This is a genomic window from Dyadobacter diqingensis (genome assembly GCF_024220585.1).
Taxonomy (GTDB): domain Bacteria; phylum Bacteroidota; class Bacteroidia; order Cytophagales; family Spirosomataceae; genus Dyadobacter; species Dyadobacter diqingensis.
Genome location: NZ_JAMXKF010000003.1, coordinates 242331 through 263326 on the forward strand (window position 1 = coordinate 242331; position 20996 = coordinate 263326).

At 42.8% G+C, this 20996-nt stretch carries 19 protein-coding genes; 10 read left to right on the forward strand and 9 right to left on the reverse strand.

Annotated elements, in window-relative coordinates:
- Positions 1 to 65: 65 nt before the first annotated feature.
- The 3 genes from M1L62_RS10150 to M1L62_RS10160 all read left to right on the forward strand — a co-directional run bounded on the left by M1L62_RS10150 (position 66) and on the right by M1L62_RS10160 (position 3253).
- On the forward strand, positions 66 to 1544 hold the full coding sequence (locus M1L62_RS10150) for a hypothetical protein (protein ID WP_254412927.1): 1479 nt from the start codon (positions 66 to 68) through the stop codon (positions 1542 to 1544).
- A 180-nt stretch (positions 1545 to 1724) separates the two neighbouring features.
- On the forward strand, positions 1725 to 2711 hold the full coding sequence (locus M1L62_RS10155) for a hypothetical protein (RefSeq protein ID WP_254412928.1): 987 nt from the start codon (positions 1725 to 1727) through the stop codon (positions 2709 to 2711).
- A gap of 98 nt (positions 2712 to 2809) precedes the next feature.
- Positions 2810 to 3253: an META domain-containing protein gene (locus tag M1L62_RS10160; RefSeq protein ID WP_254412929.1), complete on the forward strand. Its 444-nt coding sequence runs from the start codon at positions 2810 to 2812 to the stop codon at positions 3251 to 3253.
- A gap of 57 nt (positions 3254 to 3310) precedes the next feature.
- Here the strand turns inward: M1L62_RS10160 and M1L62_RS10165 are convergent, their stop codons facing one another.
- From M1L62_RS10165 to M1L62_RS10175, 3 genes are all read right to left on the reverse strand, one after another.
- Positions 3311 to 4294, reverse strand: a complete 984-nt coding sequence (locus M1L62_RS10165) for a bifunctional heptose 7-phosphate kinase/heptose 1-phosphate adenyltransferase (protein WP_254412930.1) — start codon at positions 4292 to 4294, stop codon at positions 3311 to 3313.
- Positions 4295 to 4403: 109 nt separating this feature from the next.
- Complete coding sequence (locus M1L62_RS10170) at positions 4404 to 4832, reverse strand: GNAT family N-acetyltransferase (RefSeq protein ID WP_254412931.1); 429 nt, start codon at positions 4830 to 4832, stop codon at positions 4404 to 4406.
- Positions 4829 to 6076 carry a bifunctional 3,4-dihydroxy-2-butanone-4-phosphate synthase/GTP cyclohydrolase II gene (locus tag M1L62_RS10175; protein ID WP_254412932.1) on the reverse strand — a complete coding sequence of 416 codons (1248 nt, stop codon included), beginning with the start codon at positions 6074 to 6076 and terminating at the stop codon, positions 4829 to 4831. The genes M1L62_RS10170 and M1L62_RS10175 overlap by 4 nt, the downstream gene beginning before the upstream one ends.
- Before the next feature lie 183 nt (positions 6077 to 6259).
- Between M1L62_RS10175 and M1L62_RS10180 the strand changes: the two genes are divergently transcribed.
- From M1L62_RS10180 to M1L62_RS10195, 4 genes are all read left to right on the forward strand, one after another.
- Positions 6260 to 8194: a T9SS type B sorting domain-containing protein gene (locus tag M1L62_RS10180; RefSeq protein ID WP_254412933.1), complete on the forward strand. Its 1935-nt coding sequence runs from the start codon at positions 6260 to 6262 to the stop codon at positions 8192 to 8194.
- Positions 8195 to 8356: 162 nt separating this feature from the next.
- The gene (locus tag M1L62_RS10185; RefSeq protein ID WP_254412934.1) at positions 8357 to 10288 is read left to right on the forward strand and encodes a T9SS type B sorting domain-containing protein; all 1932 of its coding nucleotides are present in this window, start codon (positions 8357 to 8359) and stop codon (positions 10286 to 10288) included.
- 39 nt (positions 10289 to 10327) lie between these two features.
- Positions 10328 to 10675 carry a YbaB/EbfC family nucleoid-associated protein gene (locus tag M1L62_RS10190; RefSeq protein WP_254412935.1) on the forward strand — a complete coding sequence of 116 codons (348 nt, stop codon included), beginning with the start codon at positions 10328 to 10330 and terminating at the stop codon, positions 10673 to 10675.
- Between the two features lie 15 nt (positions 10676 to 10690).
- On the forward strand, positions 10691 to 11725 hold the full coding sequence (locus M1L62_RS10195) for a glycosyltransferase family 2 protein (protein ID WP_254412936.1): 1035 nt from the start codon (positions 10691 to 10693) through the stop codon (positions 11723 to 11725).
- Here the strand turns inward: M1L62_RS10195 and M1L62_RS10200 are convergent.
- Positions 11706 to 11927, reverse strand: a complete 222-nt coding sequence (locus M1L62_RS10200) for a PspC domain-containing protein (RefSeq protein ID WP_254412937.1) — start codon at positions 11925 to 11927, stop codon at positions 11706 to 11708. The two genes, M1L62_RS10195 and M1L62_RS10200, sit on opposite strands and share 20 nt — an antisense overlap.
- Before the next feature lie 353 nt (positions 11928 to 12280).
- On the opposite strand from M1L62_RS10200, the gene M1L62_RS10205 reads away from it, so the two are divergent.
- Positions 12281 to 12475, forward strand: a complete 195-nt coding sequence (locus M1L62_RS10205; RefSeq protein ID WP_149241463.1) for a cold-shock protein — start codon at positions 12281 to 12283, stop codon at positions 12473 to 12475.
- A gap of 77 nt (positions 12476 to 12552) precedes the next feature.
- Here the strand turns inward: M1L62_RS10205 and lysS are convergent, their stop codons facing one another.
- A complete protein-coding gene (gene lysS, locus M1L62_RS10210; protein ID WP_254412938.1) occupies positions 12553 to 14268 on the reverse strand; it encodes a lysine--tRNA ligase in 1716 nt (571 codons plus the stop codon).
- A 272-nt stretch (positions 14269 to 14540) separates the two neighbouring features.
- Here lysS and M1L62_RS10215 point away from each other — a divergent pair, with 272 nt between their 5' ends.
- On the forward strand, positions 14541 to 17024 hold the full coding sequence (locus M1L62_RS10215; protein WP_254412939.1) for an AsmA-like C-terminal region-containing protein: 2484 nt from the start codon (positions 14541 to 14543) through the stop codon (positions 17022 to 17024).
- Positions 17025 to 17032: 8 nt separating this feature from the next.
- On the opposite strand, the gene M1L62_RS10220 is transcribed toward M1L62_RS10215, so the two are convergent.
- Together M1L62_RS10220 and M1L62_RS10225 are read right to left on the reverse strand one after the other, a co-directional pair.
- Positions 17033 to 17743 (reverse strand): response regulator transcription factor, encoded by a 711-nt coding sequence (locus M1L62_RS10220; protein WP_254412940.1) that lies wholly within the window; start codon positions 17741 to 17743, stop codon positions 17033 to 17035.
- A gap of 90 nt (positions 17744 to 17833) precedes the next feature.
- Positions 17834 to 18673 (reverse strand): YjiK family protein, encoded by an 840-nt coding sequence (locus M1L62_RS10225; RefSeq protein ID WP_254412941.1) that lies wholly within the window; start codon positions 18671 to 18673, stop codon positions 17834 to 17836.
- Here M1L62_RS10225 and M1L62_RS10230 point away from each other — a divergent pair.
- On the forward strand, positions 18672 to 19895 hold the full coding sequence (locus M1L62_RS10230; protein ID WP_254412942.1) for an AI-2E family transporter: 1224 nt from the start codon (positions 18672 to 18674) through the stop codon (positions 19893 to 19895). The genes M1L62_RS10225 and M1L62_RS10230 overlap by 2 nt on opposite strands.
- Positions 19896 to 19931: 36 nt before the next feature.
- On the opposite strand, the gene M1L62_RS10235 is transcribed toward M1L62_RS10230, so the two are convergent.
- A complete protein-coding gene (locus tag M1L62_RS10235) occupies positions 19932 to 20405 on the reverse strand; it encodes a gliding motility lipoprotein GldH (protein ID WP_254412943.1) in 474 nt (157 codons plus the stop codon).
- A gap of 54 nt (positions 20406 to 20459) precedes the next feature.
- Positions 20460 to 20960 (reverse strand): hypothetical protein, encoded by a 501-nt coding sequence (locus tag M1L62_RS10240; RefSeq protein ID WP_254412944.1) that lies wholly within the window; start codon positions 20958 to 20960, stop codon positions 20460 to 20462.
- Between the last annotated feature and the right edge of the window lie 36 nt (positions 20961 to 20996).

Consider the following 20996-nt stretch of genomic DNA (forward strand, 5'->3'; position numbering starts at 1 on the left):
AGATTTTTAAATTGATTATGTTTGTTTTGAAGTATTTGTAACCGATCACTTTAACTATACACGCAATGAAGCATTTAGTACTAGTTTTTATACTTGTTTTGTTTTCGGGATATTACTGCAATGGACAAAAATTGGGGGCGCGGGAAATTGTAAACCGTGCATTGAAAGTTCATACGGGAGGGAAAGTGTTAAGTCAGTATGCTTTGAATATTACGTACGATAAGCCGGGAACGGCAAACCCAGGCCTTGTCCAGACCAATCCGTGGCTTTCACTGATAGACTCATTAATGCTGACGATGTTGGATTCAATGCGGAGGGAGATGGAGATACAAAAGGCGGAAACGGAAAAATCTATGTATAGTTTTTTTAATGAGCTACATGAAGGGCAAAAGGAAAAATACGATTTTGATCTTACATCGAAGATTGCAGCCACAACCATTTTAAGGCCAAACCAGTTGAAGGGAAGGCCAGACACCAGCCGAACGGTATATGCTCTGGATCCGAACGCAAATGCTTTTTATCATCTTAAAAATAACCCGGTAGCCATACTTCAGCTCATGGCCATGGACACATCCGAACTGAATTATACCGGGGCAGTGACTTTTGAAGGCCTTGATTATCATGTGGTACAGGTTAGAGTTGGTGTGAAATGGCTCGACGTTTACTTCGACGGGCAAAGCAATATGTTAAGCAAATTATTTATTATGCAGGTAGATACGGATCCTTTAATCGGTCGCGGGCCGGTTTATTACAAAGACATCATTTATTATAAACAATTTGAAAAGAAGGAAGGCTTTTGGGTTCCGAATGAAATAGAGGAAGCCAACAGCCAAAATGAATTTACGATTAGAAAAAAAATGGAATGGGTTAGTATTAATAAACCGTTTGCCCCATCGACTTTTGCCGCAGAACCTTCTGAGTATGACCGGGTGAAATATAATATTTCTGAAATTGGTAAGGACTTATATGTACTGGAAGTAAGCCGGAAAGTCCTAAACGAACGATCCTTGCTGAAAGTGACTGAGACCGAGGGCATATCCTTGTTTGCTACACTTTCAAATATTGACCTGTCGAATGAGAAGTATTTGTCTGCGTTGAAGGAGAAATTTCCCAATACCCAAGTCCGGAATATTTTCAATCTTGACCGGCTTTCCGGAGTGCTTTCACTTTCCGCTTTCTTCTCCGGGAAAACGCATTATTATGCTCCAATCGGAACTGGCTTTTTTGCGGAAGAGAAAATCCGGGCATACGAAAGTCCCCGGGAAGATTCGACCCGTCAGGTTTTGCGTAAGGAAGGACTCTTAACGACTTTCGATGCTGATTTTAAGACGGCTGATGTTGAGACTTTAATTCTTAATCCGGTCAGGAAAGATGAATTTGAATCGATTTGGGTGGCTTATTATTTGCCAAAGGATAGAGCAATTTTTATCAATGGAACTCCGTTCCATGCTGGTAGCAGCAGTGGCGAAGCAAGTAAATTGGACAAAATGCTGTACGAGCTTGCTTCCAAAAGATCATTATCCATTGAGAAAATCATTTATTAGGGCTCTTATCTGGATAATGCACCGCTTTTTATGTCTTATGAAGAATTTGAAAAAAGAGTAAAAAATACCGACTTCTCAAAGTACGACCGAAAGAATAAGTGACGGGCCTGGTGAGGCGCCGTATACAATACCGAAACTTGTTTCTCGTTATTTGCCGACAATCTCACCCCGAACCATCGCATGAAAATTTCCGGACATTTATTTTTCGGCTTACTTTTTACGGCCGTTTCTTCGGTTCAGGCTCAGCACTTTGCATTGAGCCGGCTTTTTTACCCCAACTTAACTTTAAAAGCAGACTACAATGTGCCGTCAAATCTTGGCGGCGGAACCGGGAAAGATTATGGTGTGACCCGGAGTGGATTTTTCGGAATTATCCCCCTCCAAAGCGAAGTCCAGCTGGGTTACAGTCTGAGAAAAAAGTTTGATCTGCGGGCTGTGCACACGGTTTTGCTAACTCAGTTTACCCAAATTCAGCCAACGGTTGACGGTAAAAATATTCCAAGTAATGGTTATAAAACACTTTCCCTGGGCGTGATCAGATTGCAGGCCAGTATCAAAGACCGGCTTTGGGTGTATGGCGGGGGGCTGGGCATGACCGAAAGTAACGAGACGTTTTTTACTCCGCAGCCATTTTTTTGGGGAGGCGCTGCCCGGATGCATATTCTGGGATTGCATACGCAGATTATGTACGGATCGATTTTAGCATACAATCAAAAACTGCGCTTTGTGCCGGTATTCGGAGTGAACAAACGTTTTGGCAAAGACTGGCGTGTTTCAGCTTTGCTACCGTTTATGGCGAATGTGAATTACCGCGCAACGGGCTGGTTTAATGTGGATATGATGGCTGGTTTAAATGGTTATAGCGGAGGATTTCAGATTCAGACACCAGAAGAAAAAATGTTGAGAAGGGAAAATTACCGGCAGATAAAACTGGGTGTTTCCGCAAATGCGCATTTATTTACAGCGATTAATATCTCTTTGGAAGCAGGTGTAACGACGTTCCGCCAGCTGAAAACTTTTAACAGTGCAAGAGAAACGCTGACAGCTTATACGCCCGGGACAACGCCGTACATTGGAGCCAGTATCCGCTACATCACAAGCAGGTCGAAATTGTCCAGCAGATTTACAAATAAAATGGGCATTGGCGGCGGCGGAATTAACTGGTAATTTTTGTCTGTCGATCTTAATTTTTCTATATTTATTTGGTCAGTTTGCTGGTTTTAAAGTTAAATCATTACGCTGATAAACCCTTTATCACAAAATGTATGAGAAAAATTCTTATCGCAGCATTGATTTGTTTAAGTTTTTTGTCATCCTGTAAAAACAGCAAAATGAGTGCAAAACCTGCCGCCGCTGTCTCACCGGTTGAGTCGCTGGAAGGCACCTGGGTCCTCAATTATCTGATGGCACCGGGAAAATCTTTTGATGAATTGTACGCCGGCAAAAAACCTGAGATCACTTTTGAAATAAAAGAAAACAGGTTTAGCGGGAATACGGGCTGTAATTCCTTTTCCGGAAAGTTAAATGTAGACGGGCACAAAATCAGTTTCAGGGATCCTTATGCGATGACCAGAATGATGTGTCAGGGAGAAGGGGAGAGCGTTTTTACAGAAAGCCTTAAAAAAGTTAACACGTATGCAGTCAGTGATGGCAACACGTTGAATTTCATCAGCGGTGATATTGCCATGATGCGTTTTACCAGAAAATAAAAAAGGGATCGATAGCCGTTAAGCTTGTCGATCCCTTTTCCATATGATGCTGAAAGACTAAATCAGTCCTTCCTTTTCTGCTTCTGCCTTCAAAAGTGCCTTATCAATCGGGACAACGCCTACGAGTTCGCAGACCAGTCCACCACCGAGGTTGGAAATCCCGGCGATCGAATGCGGCGGGAGCCCGAGCGCTACGCAGCAGGCAGCGATACTGATAACCGTGTCACCTGCACCCGAAACGTCGGCGATGTGGCGGATATGAGCAGGAAGTTTGTGTATTTCTTCTTTGAAATCAATGTAGACGCCTCTTTCCGAAAGCGTGATCAATGCGCCCTTGGCCCCCAGCGTATTTTTCAATTGCTCCACGGTGGCCTGCAATTCGGCAGGGTTATCCACATTGAATTCCACCTTCAGACCCTCACGGAGTTCTTTCAGGTTTGGTTTGAAAAGTGTTACGTTGTTATAGGCAAGGAAATTACGCTTCTTAGGATCAACGACCGTCGGTACGTTGTGTAAATTGGCAAATTCAGTTATCTCAGCAATCGATTCTGCTGTCAGGACACCTTTGTCATAATCCTCAAAAATAATGACATGACAGGATGGAATCAGTTCTTTGGCTTTGGCGACGAGTCTGTCCTTTTCTGCTCCGGATATCGGTTTGTCTGTTTCTGTATCAATACGGACCACCTGCTGAGATCCGGCAATGATGCGTTCCTTGATCGTCGTGATTCTGCTTTCGCTGCGGATCAGGCCCTCACAGTTTAACCCTTTTTCAATCAGACTGTTTTTCAAGGCATCGCCGGAGGTATCCGTTCCTATCACTGAGCAGATTATCGCTTCCGCACCCAGGGCCTGCACGTTCAAAAGCACGTTTCCGGCGCCACCCAGGCGGTATTCTCGGTGACTTACATTAACCACCGGAACAGGCGCTTCCGGTGAAATACGTTCTACTTTCCCCCAAACATAAGAGTCGAGCATAACGTCGCCAATGACCAGTACGCGTAAAGAATTGAATGCTTCAAAAACCTGATGGATATTCATTAATATAATTTTGACCGGGTTTACCGTGTGTTGATGAATGAATTCGGGCAATCATTTTCAGATTAAACCGTGCCAAAATTCGTACAAAGGGTTGAAAAAATCAAACCATTCAGACATTTGCCACGAAATGCAGGCTGGTGATCTGGAAACGTTTGTTGAGATAAAGGCGGTGTGCATTGGTTCTGTTCACATTCACGCCGGAATCAAGGTGGATTTCCTGATACTCCCCCTTTTGCGCAAAATCAGAGATCCAGTCGAGCAAAACACCCGCATATCCTTTTCCCCGATGCTGTGGAAGTGTGGAAAGATCGTCGATGTAAATATATTTTCCGCGGAACAGGTTATAACCCGTTTCAAAAACGGCGACTGCGGCAGCTTGTCCGTCTTCTTCAATAAAGATAATTTGCCTTTTGTCTGCCAGTGTTTTCTGAACGGCGTCCGGATATAGCTCGTCCGTTAAAGAAGGCCGCAGCGCCTGAATGGCACTGCGGCATTTTAGAATGTCGGTTTCTGTTGCGACAAGCTGAACCTGTGTCATGCCTGATTTCCCGGGAAAGTTAGGTTGCTCAAATTGTGACCCATCTTATCACGTTTGGTGATCAGATATTTTTCGTTGTATGGATTTGACGGGATTTCAATGGAAACAGAATCAACAATTTCCAGGCCATAACCGATCAGTCCGGCGCGTTTCTTTGGATTGTTGGTAATCAATTTTATTTTGGTAATATCAAGGTCGCGAAGAATCTGTGCGCCAACGCCGTAATCACGTTCATCGCTTGAAAAACCCAGTTCCAGATTTGCTTCCACGGTGTCGCGTCCCATTTCCTGAAGTTTGTAGGCTTTTAGTTTATTCAATAAACCGATACCCCTTCCTTCCTGGTTCATATAAACGACCACTCCTTTTCCGGCTTTGTCTACCAAATCCATGGCTGCGTGTAGCTGAGGGCCACAATCGCAACGGCACGAGCCAAAGATATCTCCGGTCATACAGGAAGAGTGAACACGAACCAAAACTGGCTCATCTTTTTCCCAGGTGCCTTTTACCAAGGCCAGATGTAAATCTCCGGTGTTAATCTGCCGATAAGCGATCAGGTCAAAATGGCCCCATTGCGTGGGCATATCTACACCAATTTCTCTTTTAATCAACGATTCTTTCCGAAGACGATATTCGATAAGGTCTTTGATGCTGACCAGTTTCAGGTTCAGACGATTTGCGATTTCACGCAACTGAGGCAAACGGGCCATTGAACCATCCTCATTCAGGATCTCAACCAGAACGCCAGCTGGCGATAACCCGGCCAGACGAGGGAAATCGATAGCCGCTTCCGTATGTCCGGTACGGCGAAGTACGCCTCCTTTTTTTGCTTTCAATGGGAAGATATGTCCCGGCCGACCCAGGTCTTCGGGACGTGTTTCCGAATTAACCAGTGCCTGGATAGTCTTTGCACGGTCGCTTGCGGAAATACCCGTTGTACAACCATGACCTAACAAATCAACAGACACGGTGAAGGCTGTCTCATGAAGTGCAGTGTTATTGCCCACCATCATGTCCAGTTCCAGTTCGGCGCAACGCTCTTCTGTAATCGGAACGCAAATCAATCCACGGCCTTCTCTTGCCATGAAATTCACTATTTCGGGAGTAACCAGTTCGGCAGCGCAAATAAAATCGCCTTCATTTTCACGATCTTCATCATCCACCACGATGATCATTTCGCCGTTTTTGATGGCCTCAATGGCTTCTTCAATCGAATCTAATACTATGGGATTACTATTATTATTCATTATTCGGGTAGACAAAAAATAGTTTTACTGGAAAACACGTTTTAGAATATAAAGGTACGGTCTTAATGTTGAAATGTTTTAATTTTGAACCTTCTTTAAGTGAACAATCGAATTTTCAGATGGGTTTCAAAGTAGGTCATTTCAAGGTTTATATGTGTCCTAATTTACTTTAGATCATACTTCATGAGGGTAAAACTACTTTTGTTACTTTTTGGGCTTTATTTATTTCAGTGTTTTTCCGCGCTGGGCCAGGCTCCTGTTGTTAAAGGAGGTTACTGCGATACAGGAGGCGGAGCTTTTGATATACTACCAACTTATCAGGGGTGTGGCAGCTTAACTGTGGACTTACAAAATAAAGTTGCAGGAGCGCAGAGTGTTGGATACATCATGGATTATGATATATCCACGAGTCCGGACAAAGCACCAACCGTTAATACTCATACATACACCAAGCTTGGTACCTATACGATCTTACAATTGGGGAGCGCAAACGGCACAGGTTTTTCATTATGCAAACAGGTAAAAGTCCTTGAAAACCGGAAAGTCAATGCCACACTCAAGATTTCCTGCGGGACCTATGCCCTGGTTACCATCGCTGATGACGAAATAACACAAGCTTACGATTACATTGAAATAAACTGGGGCCCGGCCTGGGGAACCAAGGTGTGGAAAAAGGGAGAAGCGCTGACGGTTAATCAGGCGTATTTTGATGCCATACCCAATATTACTGTTCAGGGAAAATATACGGCGTCGTGTTCAGGCGACATCAATATTTTAACGCCGGAGAATGCCGATAACTCGGTGGAAGCAATCCAGATCAAGCGTGTGGAAATGCAGCAGGATGGGAGGATCGCATTGCTTTATGAGGGTTTGGATGGTGTATCGACGGAAATTTTTTACGGGGACAATGGTGTTTTTAAAACGACTGACATTATCAGAAGTCAAAAACAGCCCGGAAACTTAACGATTGACAAAAATCTGAATCCGGAAAATCAATATACGGTCAAGCTGGTGTCAGAGAACTGCGGAGGAAAAAAAGACAGCCGGGAGGTGGGGACAATGGTGCTTAAAGCCACTGCACTGGAAGGTGAGATTGAACTGGAATGGAACCAATATGCCAATAAATCGGAATTTGCAGCTTATAACCTTTTACGCGATGATGTCGTGATCAAGAGCTTTCAGTCCGTCGATGAGGTCAAATGGACCGACAAAGACCTGGACTGTAACAAAGAGTATGTCTATCAGATTGTGGCATTGACAAGTCTGGCACGTTCATTTTCTGCTGCCAAAACAGTAAAAACAACGACATCTGCACCGGAAAAAATAACGAAGGCCAGTGTGACGGTTGAGGCCGGCAACATGGTCGCTGCTGATGTTGTGCTGGAAGGAAAGGGGTTAACAGGTACTTATAACCTTATTGTGGAGCGGGCAGAACAGGGAAGTGCTGATTTTAAACAGGTTTCGGGTGTGCAAAATCAGGTCATTCATTTTGAAGATAAGGGTGTAAATACGAGCGGTACTTCCTATTGTTACCGGTTTAGTTACGAAAATTCATGCCCGTTACGGTCTGAGTTCAGCGATCCGGTATGTACCATTTTATTGCGGCAGACGCCGACTAGCCTCACCTGGAATGATGCTAACCCTTTCACAGAAGGGCTGGATTCGTATGATGTCATTCAAACCGATGCCAACGCCGGAACCGCCGGATTGCCCGTAGGGCTGGACACCTCCTATGATCTGGATCTTAACAACCTGGTCAACGCCGACTATTCGTTTCAGATTCGTGCGCACGCCAAAAGCGGGAATTTGCTGAGCTTTTCCAACCTGGTCCGTTATGATCGTAAACCGGTAATTCTCATCCCTGATGCGTTCACACCCAATGGCGATACGCATAATGATTTGCTGGAAGTGAAAGGAGTTTTTGTCAGCTCATTTAAAATATCGGTTTTCAACCGGTGGGGACAAGTTGTTTTTCAATCGGATGATATGACTGATGCCTGGGATGGAAAGATTAAAGGAGTAGACGCTCCTGCGGGTTATTATACCTATAAAACTGAAATCATAGATGTTTACGATCAGCCGTTTGCCAAAAGCGGAACAGTCCTTTTGATAAGGTAACCAGCCGTTTACTGGATTTTAATATATTTGCACTTGAAAGTGAGCCTGTTAATTCTGAAAAATTTTAACTTTGACTCGTTTTTGAAGAAAACCAAATGTAAACCCCCCATTGTGATAAGTGCCTGTTAGAGGGTTGTTTATTGCAAATTGCTATGCACACTTATGAAAAAACTGATACTGTTTATTTTGCTACTAATACAAATCAAGTGTTACATTAATCCTGTTTTTGGACAGGGTTTGTGTGATAAAGGTGGAGGAGGTTTCGAACTTAATCCTGCGGCCGGGTGTGCACCTCTGACGGTTCAGATTATTAATAAAATCGGAGGGACTTCGTTGTACTACGCCTACGATTATGACGGGAAGTCCGAGAACCCCATTACAATTAAGGACCCGAAAGATTTTTTTTATTCCGTTGCAGGCGATTTTCGTGTTCTACAAAATGCCAATGTAAATGGTAGGGAGGTGACTCATTGTGAACAGGTAAAAGTATATGAGACTATCAGAATTAATGCAGGAGTAACTTCTTGCGGTGGTGGGAGTGTGAAACTTACACTGGAAGATAGCAGAATTATACAAGCGTATAATCATGTTGAAATAAATTGGGGAGATAACGAAAAAGATATCTGGAGCAAGGGTAATTCAATGACGCTGGATCACAATTACAAGAACATCACAGGAACTCCACCAGTCATACGAATAAAAGGTATTCATGCCACTGGTTCTGCATGTGCGGAAGGTTTGGAGCAAAGAGTGACAGTTGTTTTTCAACAGCCTCTTCTTAAAAATATTCAAATTAAAAGTGTTGAGATGAAAGGCAACGGGAATCTTGAAGTTTCCTATGAAGGACTTACTTCCATTGCAACGGACATTATGTCAAGTAATGATGGCGGAACCAATTATGTTCTTGGCGGAACAAGAACTTCGGGCGGGACTCAATTTTACAGGATCGCTAATCTTAACACCACTCAGGTATACAAGGTGAAACTTGCTTCGAAAGATTTGTGCGGAGGTAAGCAAGATAGTGAAATTGTTTCCAGCATGGTGTTAAAAGGCAGCTCGGCAGATGAAAAAAATGCGATTTCCTGGAATGAATATCCCGACGCAATTGATTTTCAGGAATATCGCTTGATGAAAGATGGTGTTGTTTTAAAATCGTTTACGGATATAAAAACGACTTCTTTTGAAGACGATGATGTTCAGTGCGGTGATAATTACGAGTATTCGATTGTTGCGGTGACAAAAACGATTACTTCGACATCAGCGCCGGTAAGTATCAGCACTAGCCTGTCGTCTCCCAAAACCATAACGGAAGCCTATGTCACGGTAAATGCAAATGATTTGATCCAGTTAACCGCAAACTTGCCAGGTGCAGGCTCGAAAACCAATTACTCTATTGTAATTGAAAGAGGGGTTGATGAAAAAGCTAATTACAAAAAGGTTAACACGCTGTATGGAGAGACGGTTTTTGAAGATTTTAATGTAAAAGCAGACAATCATTCCTACTGTTACCGGTTAATTTATGAAAATGCATGTGGGCAGAAATCACCTCCGTCTGAACCTGTGTGCTCTATTTTATTTAAGAATGAAGCTCCGTTGTTAATCTGGACTATAGAGAAGCCTTTCACAGACGAGATTGCCTCTTACACAATGATTCAGAAAGGTTCAGGCGGATCCATCATGGAAATGGATCTGAAACTTAAAACGCAGTATCATCCCGATCTGGGTAAACAAAGCGACAAAGATTATACTTTTCAGGTTCGTGCGGATTCAGAAAGCGGAAGTTTTCAGAGTTTTTCTAATATCATCAATTACAAAAGAGACGCGGAAGTTTTTGCGCCTGGTGCATTTTCACCCAATGACGATGGGTACAATGATACCTTTGAAGTAAAAGCGGAGATGTACAAGACATTTAAAATGTCGGTGATTAACCGTTGGGGAGAAGTCGTTTTTCATTCGAATGACATTTTAAAGGGGTGGGACGGAAAGATCAAAGGAAAGGAAGCTCCGGTGGGTGCTTATATCTGGCACGTTGAAATTGTTGATAATTTAGACCAAACCGTGAAAAAAAACGGTAGTTTTGTGCTTCTAAAATAATTCAGGTTAAGTTTTAATTCACTTCATAATTTTTTGGTTATGTTTGGAAATATGGCAGACATGATGGGTCTCATGGGTAAAATGAAAGACCTTCAGTCGCGCATGAAAGAGGCGCAGGAGCAGTTATCAGGTATTGTTGAGTCAGCAGAGTCGGGTGGGGGTATGGTGCGTGCAACGGTCAACGGACAGAAAATATTAATCGGACTGGATATTGATAAAGACCTGGTTAACCCGGACGACAAAGAAATGCTTCAGGATTTGATCGTGGCAGCTGTCAACAAAGCGCTTGAAAATATTGAACCAAAAATAAAAGCACATTTGCAAAAAGCAACCGACGGGGTTCTTCCCAATATTCCCGGTTTGGATTTAGGGGGATTCATGAAATAATTCCCTTTTAATAGAATGACTCCAACTGTTGCAATTGTTATCCTGAATTATAATGGCAGGCACTATCTTGAAAAATTTCTCCCTACTGTTCTTAAATATTCGGTAGGTTATGAAATCTGGGTAGCCGACAACGGGTCAACAGATCAATCATTGCAATGGTTGGAAAGTCAGCACCCCTCCGTTAAAACCCTCGTTATCGCTGAAAACAAGGGATATGCCGGCGGCTATAACAAGGCGCTGAGCCAGATCGATGCCGAATATTATGTTTTGCTGAATTCAGATATCGAAGTGACTCCGGACTGGATAGAGCCCGTAATCACTTTTATGGAGTCGGATGTTAACATCGCCGCATGCCAGCCTAAAATCCGTGCTTACGATCTCCCGACCCATTTCGAATATGCCGGAGCAGCTGGGGGTTACATGGACTACCTTGGTTATCCGTTTTGTCGTGGGCGGATATTTGATACACGCGAGGAAGATCTTGGCCAGTTTGATGACGTAAAAGACGTTTTCTGGGCTACCGGCGCATGTTTATTTGTGAGATCTGAGGCTTTTCACAAAGCAGACGGTTTTGATGAGCGCTTTTTTGCCCATATGGAGGAGATCGATCTTTGCTGGCGTTTGTTAAATCTGGGTTACCGGATTACTTTTTGTTCTCACGCAACTGTTTATCATGTTGGTGGAGGTACGCTGCATAAGTCCAATCCGCGTAAGACTTTCCTGAATTACCGGAACAATTTGATCATGCTTTTCAAAAATCTGCCGAAAGGCCGGCGTAAGAAAACATTGTTTTTCAGATTAATTCTTGACGGCATTTCCAGTGTTCGGTTTATAGCAACGGGTGCGTGGCCGGACGTTTTTGCCATTATCCAGGCACATTTTGCATTTTACGCTTTGATTCCCACATTGTTAAAGGAAGAGCCGGAAAGGACACATTACCGTGCACCTTTGTATTACCGGAGTATAGTCTGGGAATATTTTGTGTTGAGAAAACACCGCTTTGCCCAGTTGACCGGCATTACGTTTCCACCTACAACTCCCAAATCGTAGGGCTGTTATGTCTTCGCCAGTTCTGGCGCATTTCCATCCAAAATGCAAGAACGAGGTATAAGATGATCGGGGACCCGAATGTCATAAAAGTTGCATAAATAAAGTATCGGCGGATGCTGCTAGCCGGGAAATTAAGCTTTTCACCCATCCGTGCACAAACACCAAATATCTGATTCTCTACGAAATATCGAAACCGATTCATACCTGATTCTGGAATAATTAGCTCATAACTAGCAATTTTCATTGCAATATACAAAAGAGAAATTGATTTTTCGAAGATCAATAATTTAACGGAAATTGACCGTTAACTTGGAAATTTTCAAATTCTTGATGCAAATAAATTGTTTTCCGAACAATTTTTGTTTCTTTGTGATTGAAGAAATTGTTAGCGCTGCATTATTATTGGGATGCCCCGATAAAAATAGCCAAAATTTATTCTGTCAATCTGTTGAGCCTCCCTCAATTCTTTGGTAGAAGACAATCATGGTTTAGTAATGAAACGTTAATAACTCTTTATGTATTTTCAACTTATTTCATTTTTTTATTTCCACTATTATGCCAACAGGTACTGTAAAATTTTTCAATGAAGCTAAGGGATACGGCTTCATCGTTGAAGACGACACAAACAGAGACATCTTTGTTCACGTGACAGGATTGGGAGGACTTACTATCCGTGAAAACGACCAGGTTGAATACGAGGTTGTTGAAGGGAAAAAAGGACTAAATGCTGTGCAAGTTAAAAAATTATAATTTTTTTAATTTCTTGTCCGAACAAAAAAATACCGCAGTTTAAGGTTGCGGTATTTTTGTTTTTATGGCGTTTGCGTTTACTCAACCCAGGTTTTGATATCATCAAGGGCTGGCATTTTCTCGTCAATCTTTAATTTCTTGCGCATTCCGCCCAGATCATTAAAAATCTTATTTGGGCTTGCCGCTTTCAATTGCTCGATCGTAAGGATGTTCATTTTCTGCAACGCAGGAATCCACACAGCAGGAACATTCGCAGCAATATAATCCGCTTCTTTCGCGATTTCAGCCTTCTTCTCAGGACGCATCTGCGGGAAGAAAATCACTTCCTGGATACTCGAATTATTGGTAAGCATCATCGTAAGTCGGTCAATACCAATACCGATACCGGACGTAGGTGGCATACCATATTCAAGCGAACGAAGAAAGTCGTCGTCCATTTCCATGGCTTCGTCATCACCGCGTTCTTTCAGTTTTAGCTGATCTTCAAAACGCTCGCGTTGTTCAATCGGATCATTTAACTCGGAATAAGCGTTAGCGATTTCTTTACCATTCACGAACAGTTCGAAACGCTCCACCATACCTGGTTTCTCCCGGTGTTTTTTAGTTAACGGAGACATTTCAACAGGATGGTCCGTGATGAAAGTTGGCTGAATGATATGTTCTTCCACTTTCTCACCAAAAATTTCGTCAATCAGTTTTCCTTTACCCATGCTGTCGTTCACTTCCATGCCCCAGGCACGGCACTGCTCGCGGATTGCTGCTTCATCAAGCGCTTCCACATTCAGTCCAGTGTATTGGTGGATCGCATCAGTAATGCTCAGTCTTGGATAAGGGCCTGCAAAATCCAGTTCAACATCACCAAATTTGGCTTTTGTTGTTCCGTTCACCGCCAGTGCAACCTGTTCCAAAACTTCCTCGGTCATATTCATCATCCACAAGTAGTCTTTGTAGGCAACGTATAACTCAACGGTTGTAAATTCCGGGTTATGGGTACGATCCATTCCTTCGTTGCGGAATAGTTTACCAAATTCATAAACTCCTTCAAATCCACCAACAATCAGTCTTTTCAGGTGAAGTTCGGTTGCGATGCGCAGGAACAAATCAGTGTCCAAAGCATTGTGATGCGTTTCGAAAGGTCTCGCCGCAGCACCGCCGTGAATGGTTTGCAAAACCGGAGTTTCCACTTCAAGCCAGTTTTTCGAATCAAAGTACGAACGCATGGTCGTAATGATACGCGCACGTTTCTGGAAAATCTGGCGTACTTCCGGGTTTACGATAAGGTCAACATAACGCTGGCGATAACGCAATTCCGGGTCAGTAAAACCATCGTGGATATTGCCGTCTTCATCCCGTTTTACAACAGGCAGCGGACGAAGCGATTTATTTAATATCTTGAATTCCTGAACGTGGACAGATATTTCACCCGTCTGCGTCGTGAATACAAATCCGGTAACACCGATGATATCACCGATATCCAGTAATTTTTTGAAAACGGTATTGTACAGCGATTTATCTTCTCCCGGACAAAGATCGTCGCGGCGGAAATACAATTGAATTCGATCCGTACTATCCTGCAACTCGGCAAAAGCGGCGCTTCCCATGATGCGGAAACCCATTAACCGGCCTGCAATCGTGACGTGTTTATAATCTATCTTATTGTTTTCGTAATTCTTTATAATATCAGCAGCAGTGACATTTACTACAAATTCTTCGGCAGGATAGGGTTCAATCCCCATCTTGATAAGTTCTTCGCGCTTTTGGCGGCGCAATATTTCCTGTTCGCTCAGTAGCATTTTATAACAATATTTATGAAAACGATAACTCTTTGAGTTGCAAAAGAGTGCGCAAAATTAGCATTTTTTGCTGTTATTCCCGATGTTGACGGAAGTAAGATCGCAGCGGAGGCCAAAAAACAGGACATTTCCTGGCATATTAATTGCTATTCAACAGATACGATCAAACCAATTGATCCAAAATCGTGTCTGTTAAGTATGTATTGGTTACCACTGGCATGGTAATTTCAGTGTAAAAATATTACTTTTATCGTAACCCGTCCGTATTTTTCATGTTTCAAAAACTCTTAAAAGGCATAGCAATTTTTGCACTTTTCGTCGGCCTGCTTCTTGGCGGAATAGAGTTTTGGTTTTATAAAAATCAGGAGGAAATATTTGAGAGGGTAAAAGTTGCGGTTAATGACCAGATCAATGGTACCCTGGATGTGGAACAATTCAGGTTCAGGCCTTTTCAGGATGGCTTCGGGTTTAATTTTACTTTGTATAACGTGGTATTGCGCGACAGCCTTTATCATGAGCATAAAAAAGACGTTCTGAATGCCAAGATGATCCATGTGGCGCTGGATTTAGGAAGTTTTTATAAAGGCGTTATCCGGCTTCAGAACCTGGTCTTACAGGATGGGGCAGTTACCTTGTTCGTGAGGAAGGACGGTTATACCAATCTATCTGTTTTTGGAGCTAAAAAGAATAAAAAAAAGAATAAGGATTCCGGGAAATCTGATCAGCTTATTGATAAACTGGGGCAGGTACATCTGTCCAATTTTGGCTTTCGTTTTGCAGATTCTACAAATGGAAAATCTTTCGGCGCCATTTTCAGGGATGTAACCAACCGCGTAAGCCATTCCGATTCTTCCTGGAACGCCAATATCAGCGGGCCAATATTTTTTGAAGGATTAACCTTTAAACCTGAAAAAGGAGGATTTCTTATTAAGCAGGAAACATATGCTAACCTGTCGGTTTCTTACAATCAAAGCAAAAGGTATCTGCTGCTCCGGCCTTCTTCTGAACTACGGGTTGCTTCTCAGGATGTTATCGGCGTTAACGGAAAATTTGATCTGAGCGAAAAACCGGCGCATTTCAGTTTGGGATTTTCGGCTCAGAAAATTCAGGTTGGGACTGCTGTTAAGTTACTTCCCAGACAAATTGAAAAATCAATTGATTCGATCGGTATAAAAACGAGGGTGGATACGCATGTGGAAGTGGAAGGTATTTTCTCGCATGAGCCGCCGTCTGTCCATGTTGCCTTTGAGACCGATACTTTCCAATATCCATTGGCCATTGGCATGTTGAAAAACATGAAAGCCAAGGGCGTTTACACCAATCAGGCCGACAAGACGAAACCTCCTGGATTACTCAACACGCAGGTAAATGTACCGCAGGTTGCAGGTTTTTTTGAAACGCTGCCGTTTAGTTTTGATTTGAAAATTGATAACATCACGGACCCTGTGGCCGTAATAAGAGGTAAGATCAAGGCTGACTCAGCAGCTGTAAATGGATTGCTGGACCCAAAAAGATATGTGATGAAGGGTGGTGAGGCCTATATTCAAATTCACTATGACGGTAGCTTACGTAATTTCTACAATGCTAAAACAGATCAGTTTAACGGAAAACTGACGGGCAGAGCGTATCTGGAAAATGTGTCGTTAAACTACGTGCCGCGACAAGTGCGTTTGTCAAAAGTGAATGCAGAGGTTTATTTCGATGAAAAGGATTTTCTATTGTCCAAGCTCAACTTCCACGACGGGCATAATTTGCTATATCTTAAAGGGGGGGTGACCAACCTGATCCCATATCTGTTTGGTTCACCAAGATTGCTGAAAGCGTCTGTCGATGTGAATATTCCAAACTGGAAAATGAACTGGATGGAGGTTTTTGTGGGGAAAAGAACGGCCAGTAAAAAATACAACAGGAAAAAATTCAAACTTTCAGATCTTCTTGACAATGTTATTGATCAAATGGAAGTGGAAGCAAAACTTCATTCCAAACATTTGGTTTATTACAATTTCTCGGCCAACGATTTAAGGGGAATGATCACGGTCAAGAACAATTCTGTTCGCCTTAATAATTTCTCCATGCGGGCGTTTGGGGGTGGGTTCAAGATTGCCGGCTCCATACATAATCCTTATTCTACAGAGCCACCCCGTCTGGAACTGGCGGGAAGCGTGACCAATGCCGACGTCCATTCGGTATTTTATTCCTTTAATAATTTTGGACAAAAAGCAGTTACGCATCAAAATCTTAAAGGAAAACTCAATACGGAATTCAAATTTGCCGCCAATCTGAAAAACGATGTGACATTGTTGCCAAAAACAATGTCCGGTGAGGTTAAACTTAATCTTGTCAACGGGCAGATCATTAATTTCGAGCCGTTTCTCAAGATGAAGAAGCTGATATTTAAGAACAGAAATCTGGAACAGGTACGGTTTGCCCCGATAAAAAATGACCTCGTGTTAAGAGGAGAGGAAATTGAGATCAAACAAATGGAAATTGAATCCAATGTGATGACCTTGTTTGTGGAAGGGATTTACAGTTTTGGAAATAAAACAGACCTCAGCATCGCAATTCCGCTGAGCAATCTCAGCCGCAGGGATTCAACATATCAGTTAAATCCCAACGACCCGAAGAAAAAGAAAGGGTCCAGGATTTATCTTCGGGCCATTGATGAAAATGGTCAGGTTAATATCAAACTGGCTTTCAGGAAAAAGAAACCGAAAGACAAAAAAGAAGATGAGGAACAGGCAGAAGTAGAAAAATAGTATTGAAATTATTCTGCTTCGTCTGTAAACATATAACCCACACCTTTCAGAGTTTTGATATAACGGTCACCCAGTTTTTCGCGTAGCTTCCGAATGTGTACGTCTACGGTGCGTTCCAGTACATAAATGTCTGCGCCCCATATCTTTTGCAGCAATTCGTCGCGGCTAAAAACCTTATTAGGTGTTTGGGCAAGGAAAAACAAGAGCTCAAATTCCTTTTTAGGCAATACCACAGATTTATCTTCGCCTTGCGTTACCGTATAATTTTTACGGTTGATAACCAAATCCAGCACCTCGATCTGATCGCCCGAATCTGCTTTTTGCGCCTCGCGACGGAACAAAGCATTGATACGGCTCATCAGCGCACGTGGTTTAATCGGTTTGGTGATATAATCGTCGGCACCTACTTCAAACGCTGCCACTTCCGAATATTCTTCTGAACGCGCTGTTAAAAATAGAATGTAGGTATGTTTAATATCGGGGTTCTGGCGTAAAATTCTGCCGGTTTCGATGCCATCAAGCTGCGGCATCATAATGTCCAGAAGAATAAGATCCGGGATAAAAGTTTTTGCCGTTTCGATGGCTCTTTTGCCATTGGAGGCCGTTTGAACAGAATATCCTTCTTTAACCAGATTGTACTCCAGAAGCTCTACTATATCTGAATCGTCGTCAACTACTAATACTTTCGGTGCTGAGTGGGTTGCTTTTGCACTGCTCATGTGATTGTTACCAGGTTAAATCCAGTTCGAAATTAGTTGTTGTGATTATGACATTATCTACTTTAATGCATTGTTAACAAAAAAATAATATCAGCGGTAAGTAATCCTGAATATTTGTCGCTGCTCATTGGTTACAATCATATCGGTATTATTTACAAATATCAAGGCCTCTGTCTGTTTTTTTGGAAACTTCAAACAGCCCAATGGCTTCTTAAATGTAATCATTCCGTCATCAATTCCGAAAAGCAGGATTTTGCCATAAGTCAGCAGGGCAAATGTTTTACCGTCCGGACTGATATCCGCAGAAGTAACCTGCGTTCCGATAGCAATACTGTCAATGGGGGCGATGGAACAATTTCCTTTTTCCGTGGGTAACCGGTAAATTCTTACCATATGGTTTGTCGGACTTCTGTTTTTTGAGAACAAATACAGATTATCCTTATGGTAAAAAAATGCCTCACAATCGAAATTAAGCTTGTCTCTGGATGGCGGAAAATCTTTTTGATCCGCGTAGTTAAAGGTGATTTTTTCCGTTTCGGCATTTCCGGGCGGGACCTTATACACTGTTAACGAACGTTTTGTATTGCCGTTGTTGCCAAAATCGCCGATGTAGAGCGTTCCGAGCTGGTCTTGTGCCAGGTCTTCCCAGTCTGAATTTTGCGCATTTGGAATAACTTTTGTTGATAAAAGCTTGCCTGTGGAATCAATTTCATACAATTCAGGTTTCCCGCCGCTGTCGTTATGCGTCCAGAATGAATTTTTTTGCGTGCGGGCAATACCGGAACTTTCATTAGCGACAGCAGGAAGCTTGCCTATTTTGCTAATTTTGTAATGAGAACGCACTTTATCAAATCCATTCGCCCGCTTGTCGGGGGTGCAGGTGCAGAACACCGTTTTTAAAGCAAACAAAAGATACACTAACTTATTCATGAACCATCCTTTACATTCTGTACCGAACAAAGATAAGGAAACACCCACTTACCTGAAGCTGGCCAGTATTCTGGTAGCCCTGATCGCCGGCGTTTATATCCTTTTTGTACTTCGGGAAACGCTGATCCCGCTGGCATTTTCTGTTTTACTGGCGATACTTCTTCATCCGGTTTGCGTTTGGCTGGAACATCGCCGCGTTCCCCGTATCGTATCCATTTTGCTGAGTATCCTGGTTTTCTTCTTCGTGATTGTGGTGCTGGTGTACGTGGTAACGTTGCAGATCGGCAGTTTCGCGGAAGAACTTCCAAGAATTACGGAAAAGGCAGAGGTGATTCTGGACCAGACTTTGACGATGGGAGAAAGATATCTGAACCTGAGTAGAACGCAGCAGGTTACAGAGGCCAAAAAATATCTGATCAATATGTTAAGCGAAGGCCGGGCGGTATTGCTGAATACGCTTGTGACGACCACCGGCGCTATTTCGACCTTTATTCTGTTGCCGCTCTACGTTTTCTTCTTCCTTCTGTATCGCGATTTTTTCAGAAGATTTTTTTATAAAGCCATAGCCAGTGTGCCGAATGAAGATCTGAACGCGCTTTTGAAAAAAATATATGGCGTGATCCAGAGTTATCTTTCAGGACTATTTTTGGTCATCATCATTGTTGGCGTTTTAAATAGCATCGGGCTTTTGATTCTGGGTGTCCCGCATGCCATTTTCTTCGGGTTTCTTGCAGGATTCCTTATCCTGATTCCCTATATCGGTATTTTAATCGGGTCATTGTTTCCTGCTTTATTAAGCATTGTCACCATGGATTCGCCGTGGTATTCACTGGGGGTCATTGGGGTGATGAGTTTTGTACAGTTTCTTGAAGGGAATTTTATCACACCCAATATTGTAGGATCCAAAGTCAGTGTGAACCCGATGGCGGCAATCGTGGCACTGTTTTTGGGCGGTCAGCTTTGGGGATTATCAGGTCTGATCCTCGCATTGCCGGTCACAGCCATTTTAAAAGTTGTGCTGGATACTATTCCAAGTCTGGAACCTTATGGTTTTTTACTGGGCGAACCTGTTCATGAAGTGGAAGAAGACAAAGCGGAGGAGCAGAAAAAGATGGTCCAGCAAAAAGAAGTGCAGAAAAAACGATATCGGAATTATAAAAACCGGCCCCGCAAAAAACCGGAGGGGCAGCAAGGCACGCCGCCGAATACAACCATTCAGTAACAAAAAAGGATTCTCGGTTAAGGGAATCCTTTTTTGTTACTTCTCGACTTTTTCAACACTGATACCAATCCCCATGACGAAGGGTAAAGGATTTTGCCGCATGGATTGGGAAAGTGTAAAAGTATAAGTGCCCGATTTGGGGAATTTATGGTTGGTCAGAAAAGGTATTTTATGATCAAACAAATCGCCTAAACCTTTCCCGAACGGCTTGCCGGTAATTTCATTGGAAAGAAAGACTTCTTCCATGTTGGTCGATACCGAACTGTCCGGCCCTGTAATTTTACGTGTCAGGTATAAATTATAGTAAGGATACTGCAACGTATTCCGGACCAGGTAAAATACATTATAAAGCTGCGTGGTATCTGTAATTTCTACCTTGAAGGAAGGCGTGTTTTTGATGAACCACTGTCCGTCGTCAATATCTTCGTAAGCTTTGTAAACAACATTTTTGTCGCATCCCGTCAATAAAATTCCAAGACAAAGCGCGGCAAACATTCCAAATGTTTTCATGCAGGTATCAGTAAGTAGTTTGCAAAGCTAAGCTGCCAGAGAAACCTTTCAAAACTATGATGCGGTTTGCGCCGAAAAATAGCGGCTGAGCCATGAATTCGATGCCGGTGTTTTCCAGCGTTTCATCCATTGTGCCTTATTATTAACCTGATTATCGAAAATTGTAGTGAAAGGTGTGATGATCTGCTCCGTTACGGCCTGTTTTATTTTGGGTACAGGAATTGTTTCAACTTGGCCGTTGTCGTCAAGATAAGCCAGGGAGCGGTCAAAAAAATCGATATTTAACTGACTTCCGATTTGTTGCAACCAGTGAACCGACTTGTCAATGGAGCAGCCGCTTGGCAATTCTCTGGACTCATCGACGGCGATTACGACAAAGCGATGCTCGAAAATTTTTCCGGATGCGGTAAGCGGGTGCCCATGTGCCTCCCAACCTTCCAGGGCTGCTTTTAACGTTTCCGTAAGAATCCCCACTTCTTCGTCTGTAAATTTTCTATTGGCCTGATAAATCCACACGCGGGCGGATAAATCTATTTCATTAAACGGGATATACATGGTTGAGCCTGGTTAATAGTTTTGAGTAATAATCCA

Coding starts and splice junctions, on each gene's coding strand:
- M1L62_RS10165 (WP_254412930.1), bottom strand. CDS start 4,294: ATGAATATCCATCAGGTTTTTGAAGCATTCAATTCTTTACGCGTACTG.
- M1L62_RS10160 (WP_254412929.1), top strand. CDS start 2,810: ATGAGAAAAATTCTTATCGCAGCATTGATTTGTTTAAGTTTTTTGTCA.
- M1L62_RS10195 (WP_254412936.1), top strand. CDS start 10,691: ATGACTCCAACTGTTGCAATTGTTATCCTGAATTATAATGGCAGGCAC.
- M1L62_RS10185 (WP_254412934.1), top strand. CDS start 8,357: ATGAAAAAACTGATACTGTTTATTTTGCTACTAATACAAATCAAGTGT.
- M1L62_RS10200 (WP_254412937.1), bottom strand. CDS start 11,927: ATGAATCGGTTTCGATATTTCGTAGAGAATCAGATATTTGGTGTTTGT.
- lysS (WP_254412938.1), bottom strand. CDS start 14,268: ATGCTACTGAGCGAACAGGAAATATTGCGCCGCCAAAAGCGCGAAGAA.
- M1L62_RS10215 (WP_254412939.1), top strand. CDS start 14,541: ATGTTTCAAAAACTCTTAAAAGGCATAGCAATTTTTGCACTTTTCGTC.
- M1L62_RS10155 (WP_254412928.1), top strand. CDS start 1,725: ATGAAAATTTCCGGACATTTATTTTTCGGCTTACTTTTTACGGCCGTT.
- M1L62_RS10220 (WP_254412940.1), bottom strand. CDS start 17,743: ATGAGCAGTGCAAAAGCAACCCACTCAGCACCGAAAGTATTAGTAGTT.
- M1L62_RS10180 (WP_254412933.1), top strand. CDS start 6,260: ATGAGGGTAAAACTACTTTTGTTACTTTTTGGGCTTTATTTATTTCAG.
- M1L62_RS10225 (WP_254412941.1), bottom strand. CDS start 18,673: ATGAATAAGTTAGTGTATCTTTTGTTTGCTTTAAAAACGGTGTTCTGC.
- M1L62_RS10190 (WP_254412935.1), top strand. CDS start 10,328: ATGTTTGGAAATATGGCAGACATGATGGGTCTCATGGGTAAAATGAAA.
- M1L62_RS10240 (WP_254412944.1), bottom strand. CDS start 20,960: ATGTATATCCCGTTTAATGAAATAGATTTATCCGCCCGCGTGTGGATT.
- M1L62_RS10235 (WP_254412943.1), bottom strand. CDS start 20,405: ATGAAAACATTTGGAATGTTTGCCGCGCTTTGTCTTGGAATTTTATTG.
- M1L62_RS10230 (WP_254412942.1), top strand. CDS start 18,672: ATGAACCATCCTTTACATTCTGTACCGAACAAAGATAAGGAAACACCC.
- M1L62_RS10175 (WP_254412932.1), bottom strand. CDS start 6,076: ATGAATAATAATAGTAATCCCATAGTATTAGATTCGATTGAAGAAGCC.
- M1L62_RS10170 (WP_254412931.1), bottom strand. CDS start 4,832: ATGACACAGGTTCAGCTTGTCGCAACAGAAACCGACATTCTAAAATGC.
- M1L62_RS10150 (WP_254412927.1), top strand. CDS start 66: ATGAAGCATTTAGTACTAGTTTTTATACTTGTTTTGTTTTCGGGATAT.
- M1L62_RS10205 (WP_149241463.1), top strand. CDS start 12,281: ATGCCAACAGGTACTGTAAAATTTTTCAATGAAGCTAAGGGATACGGC.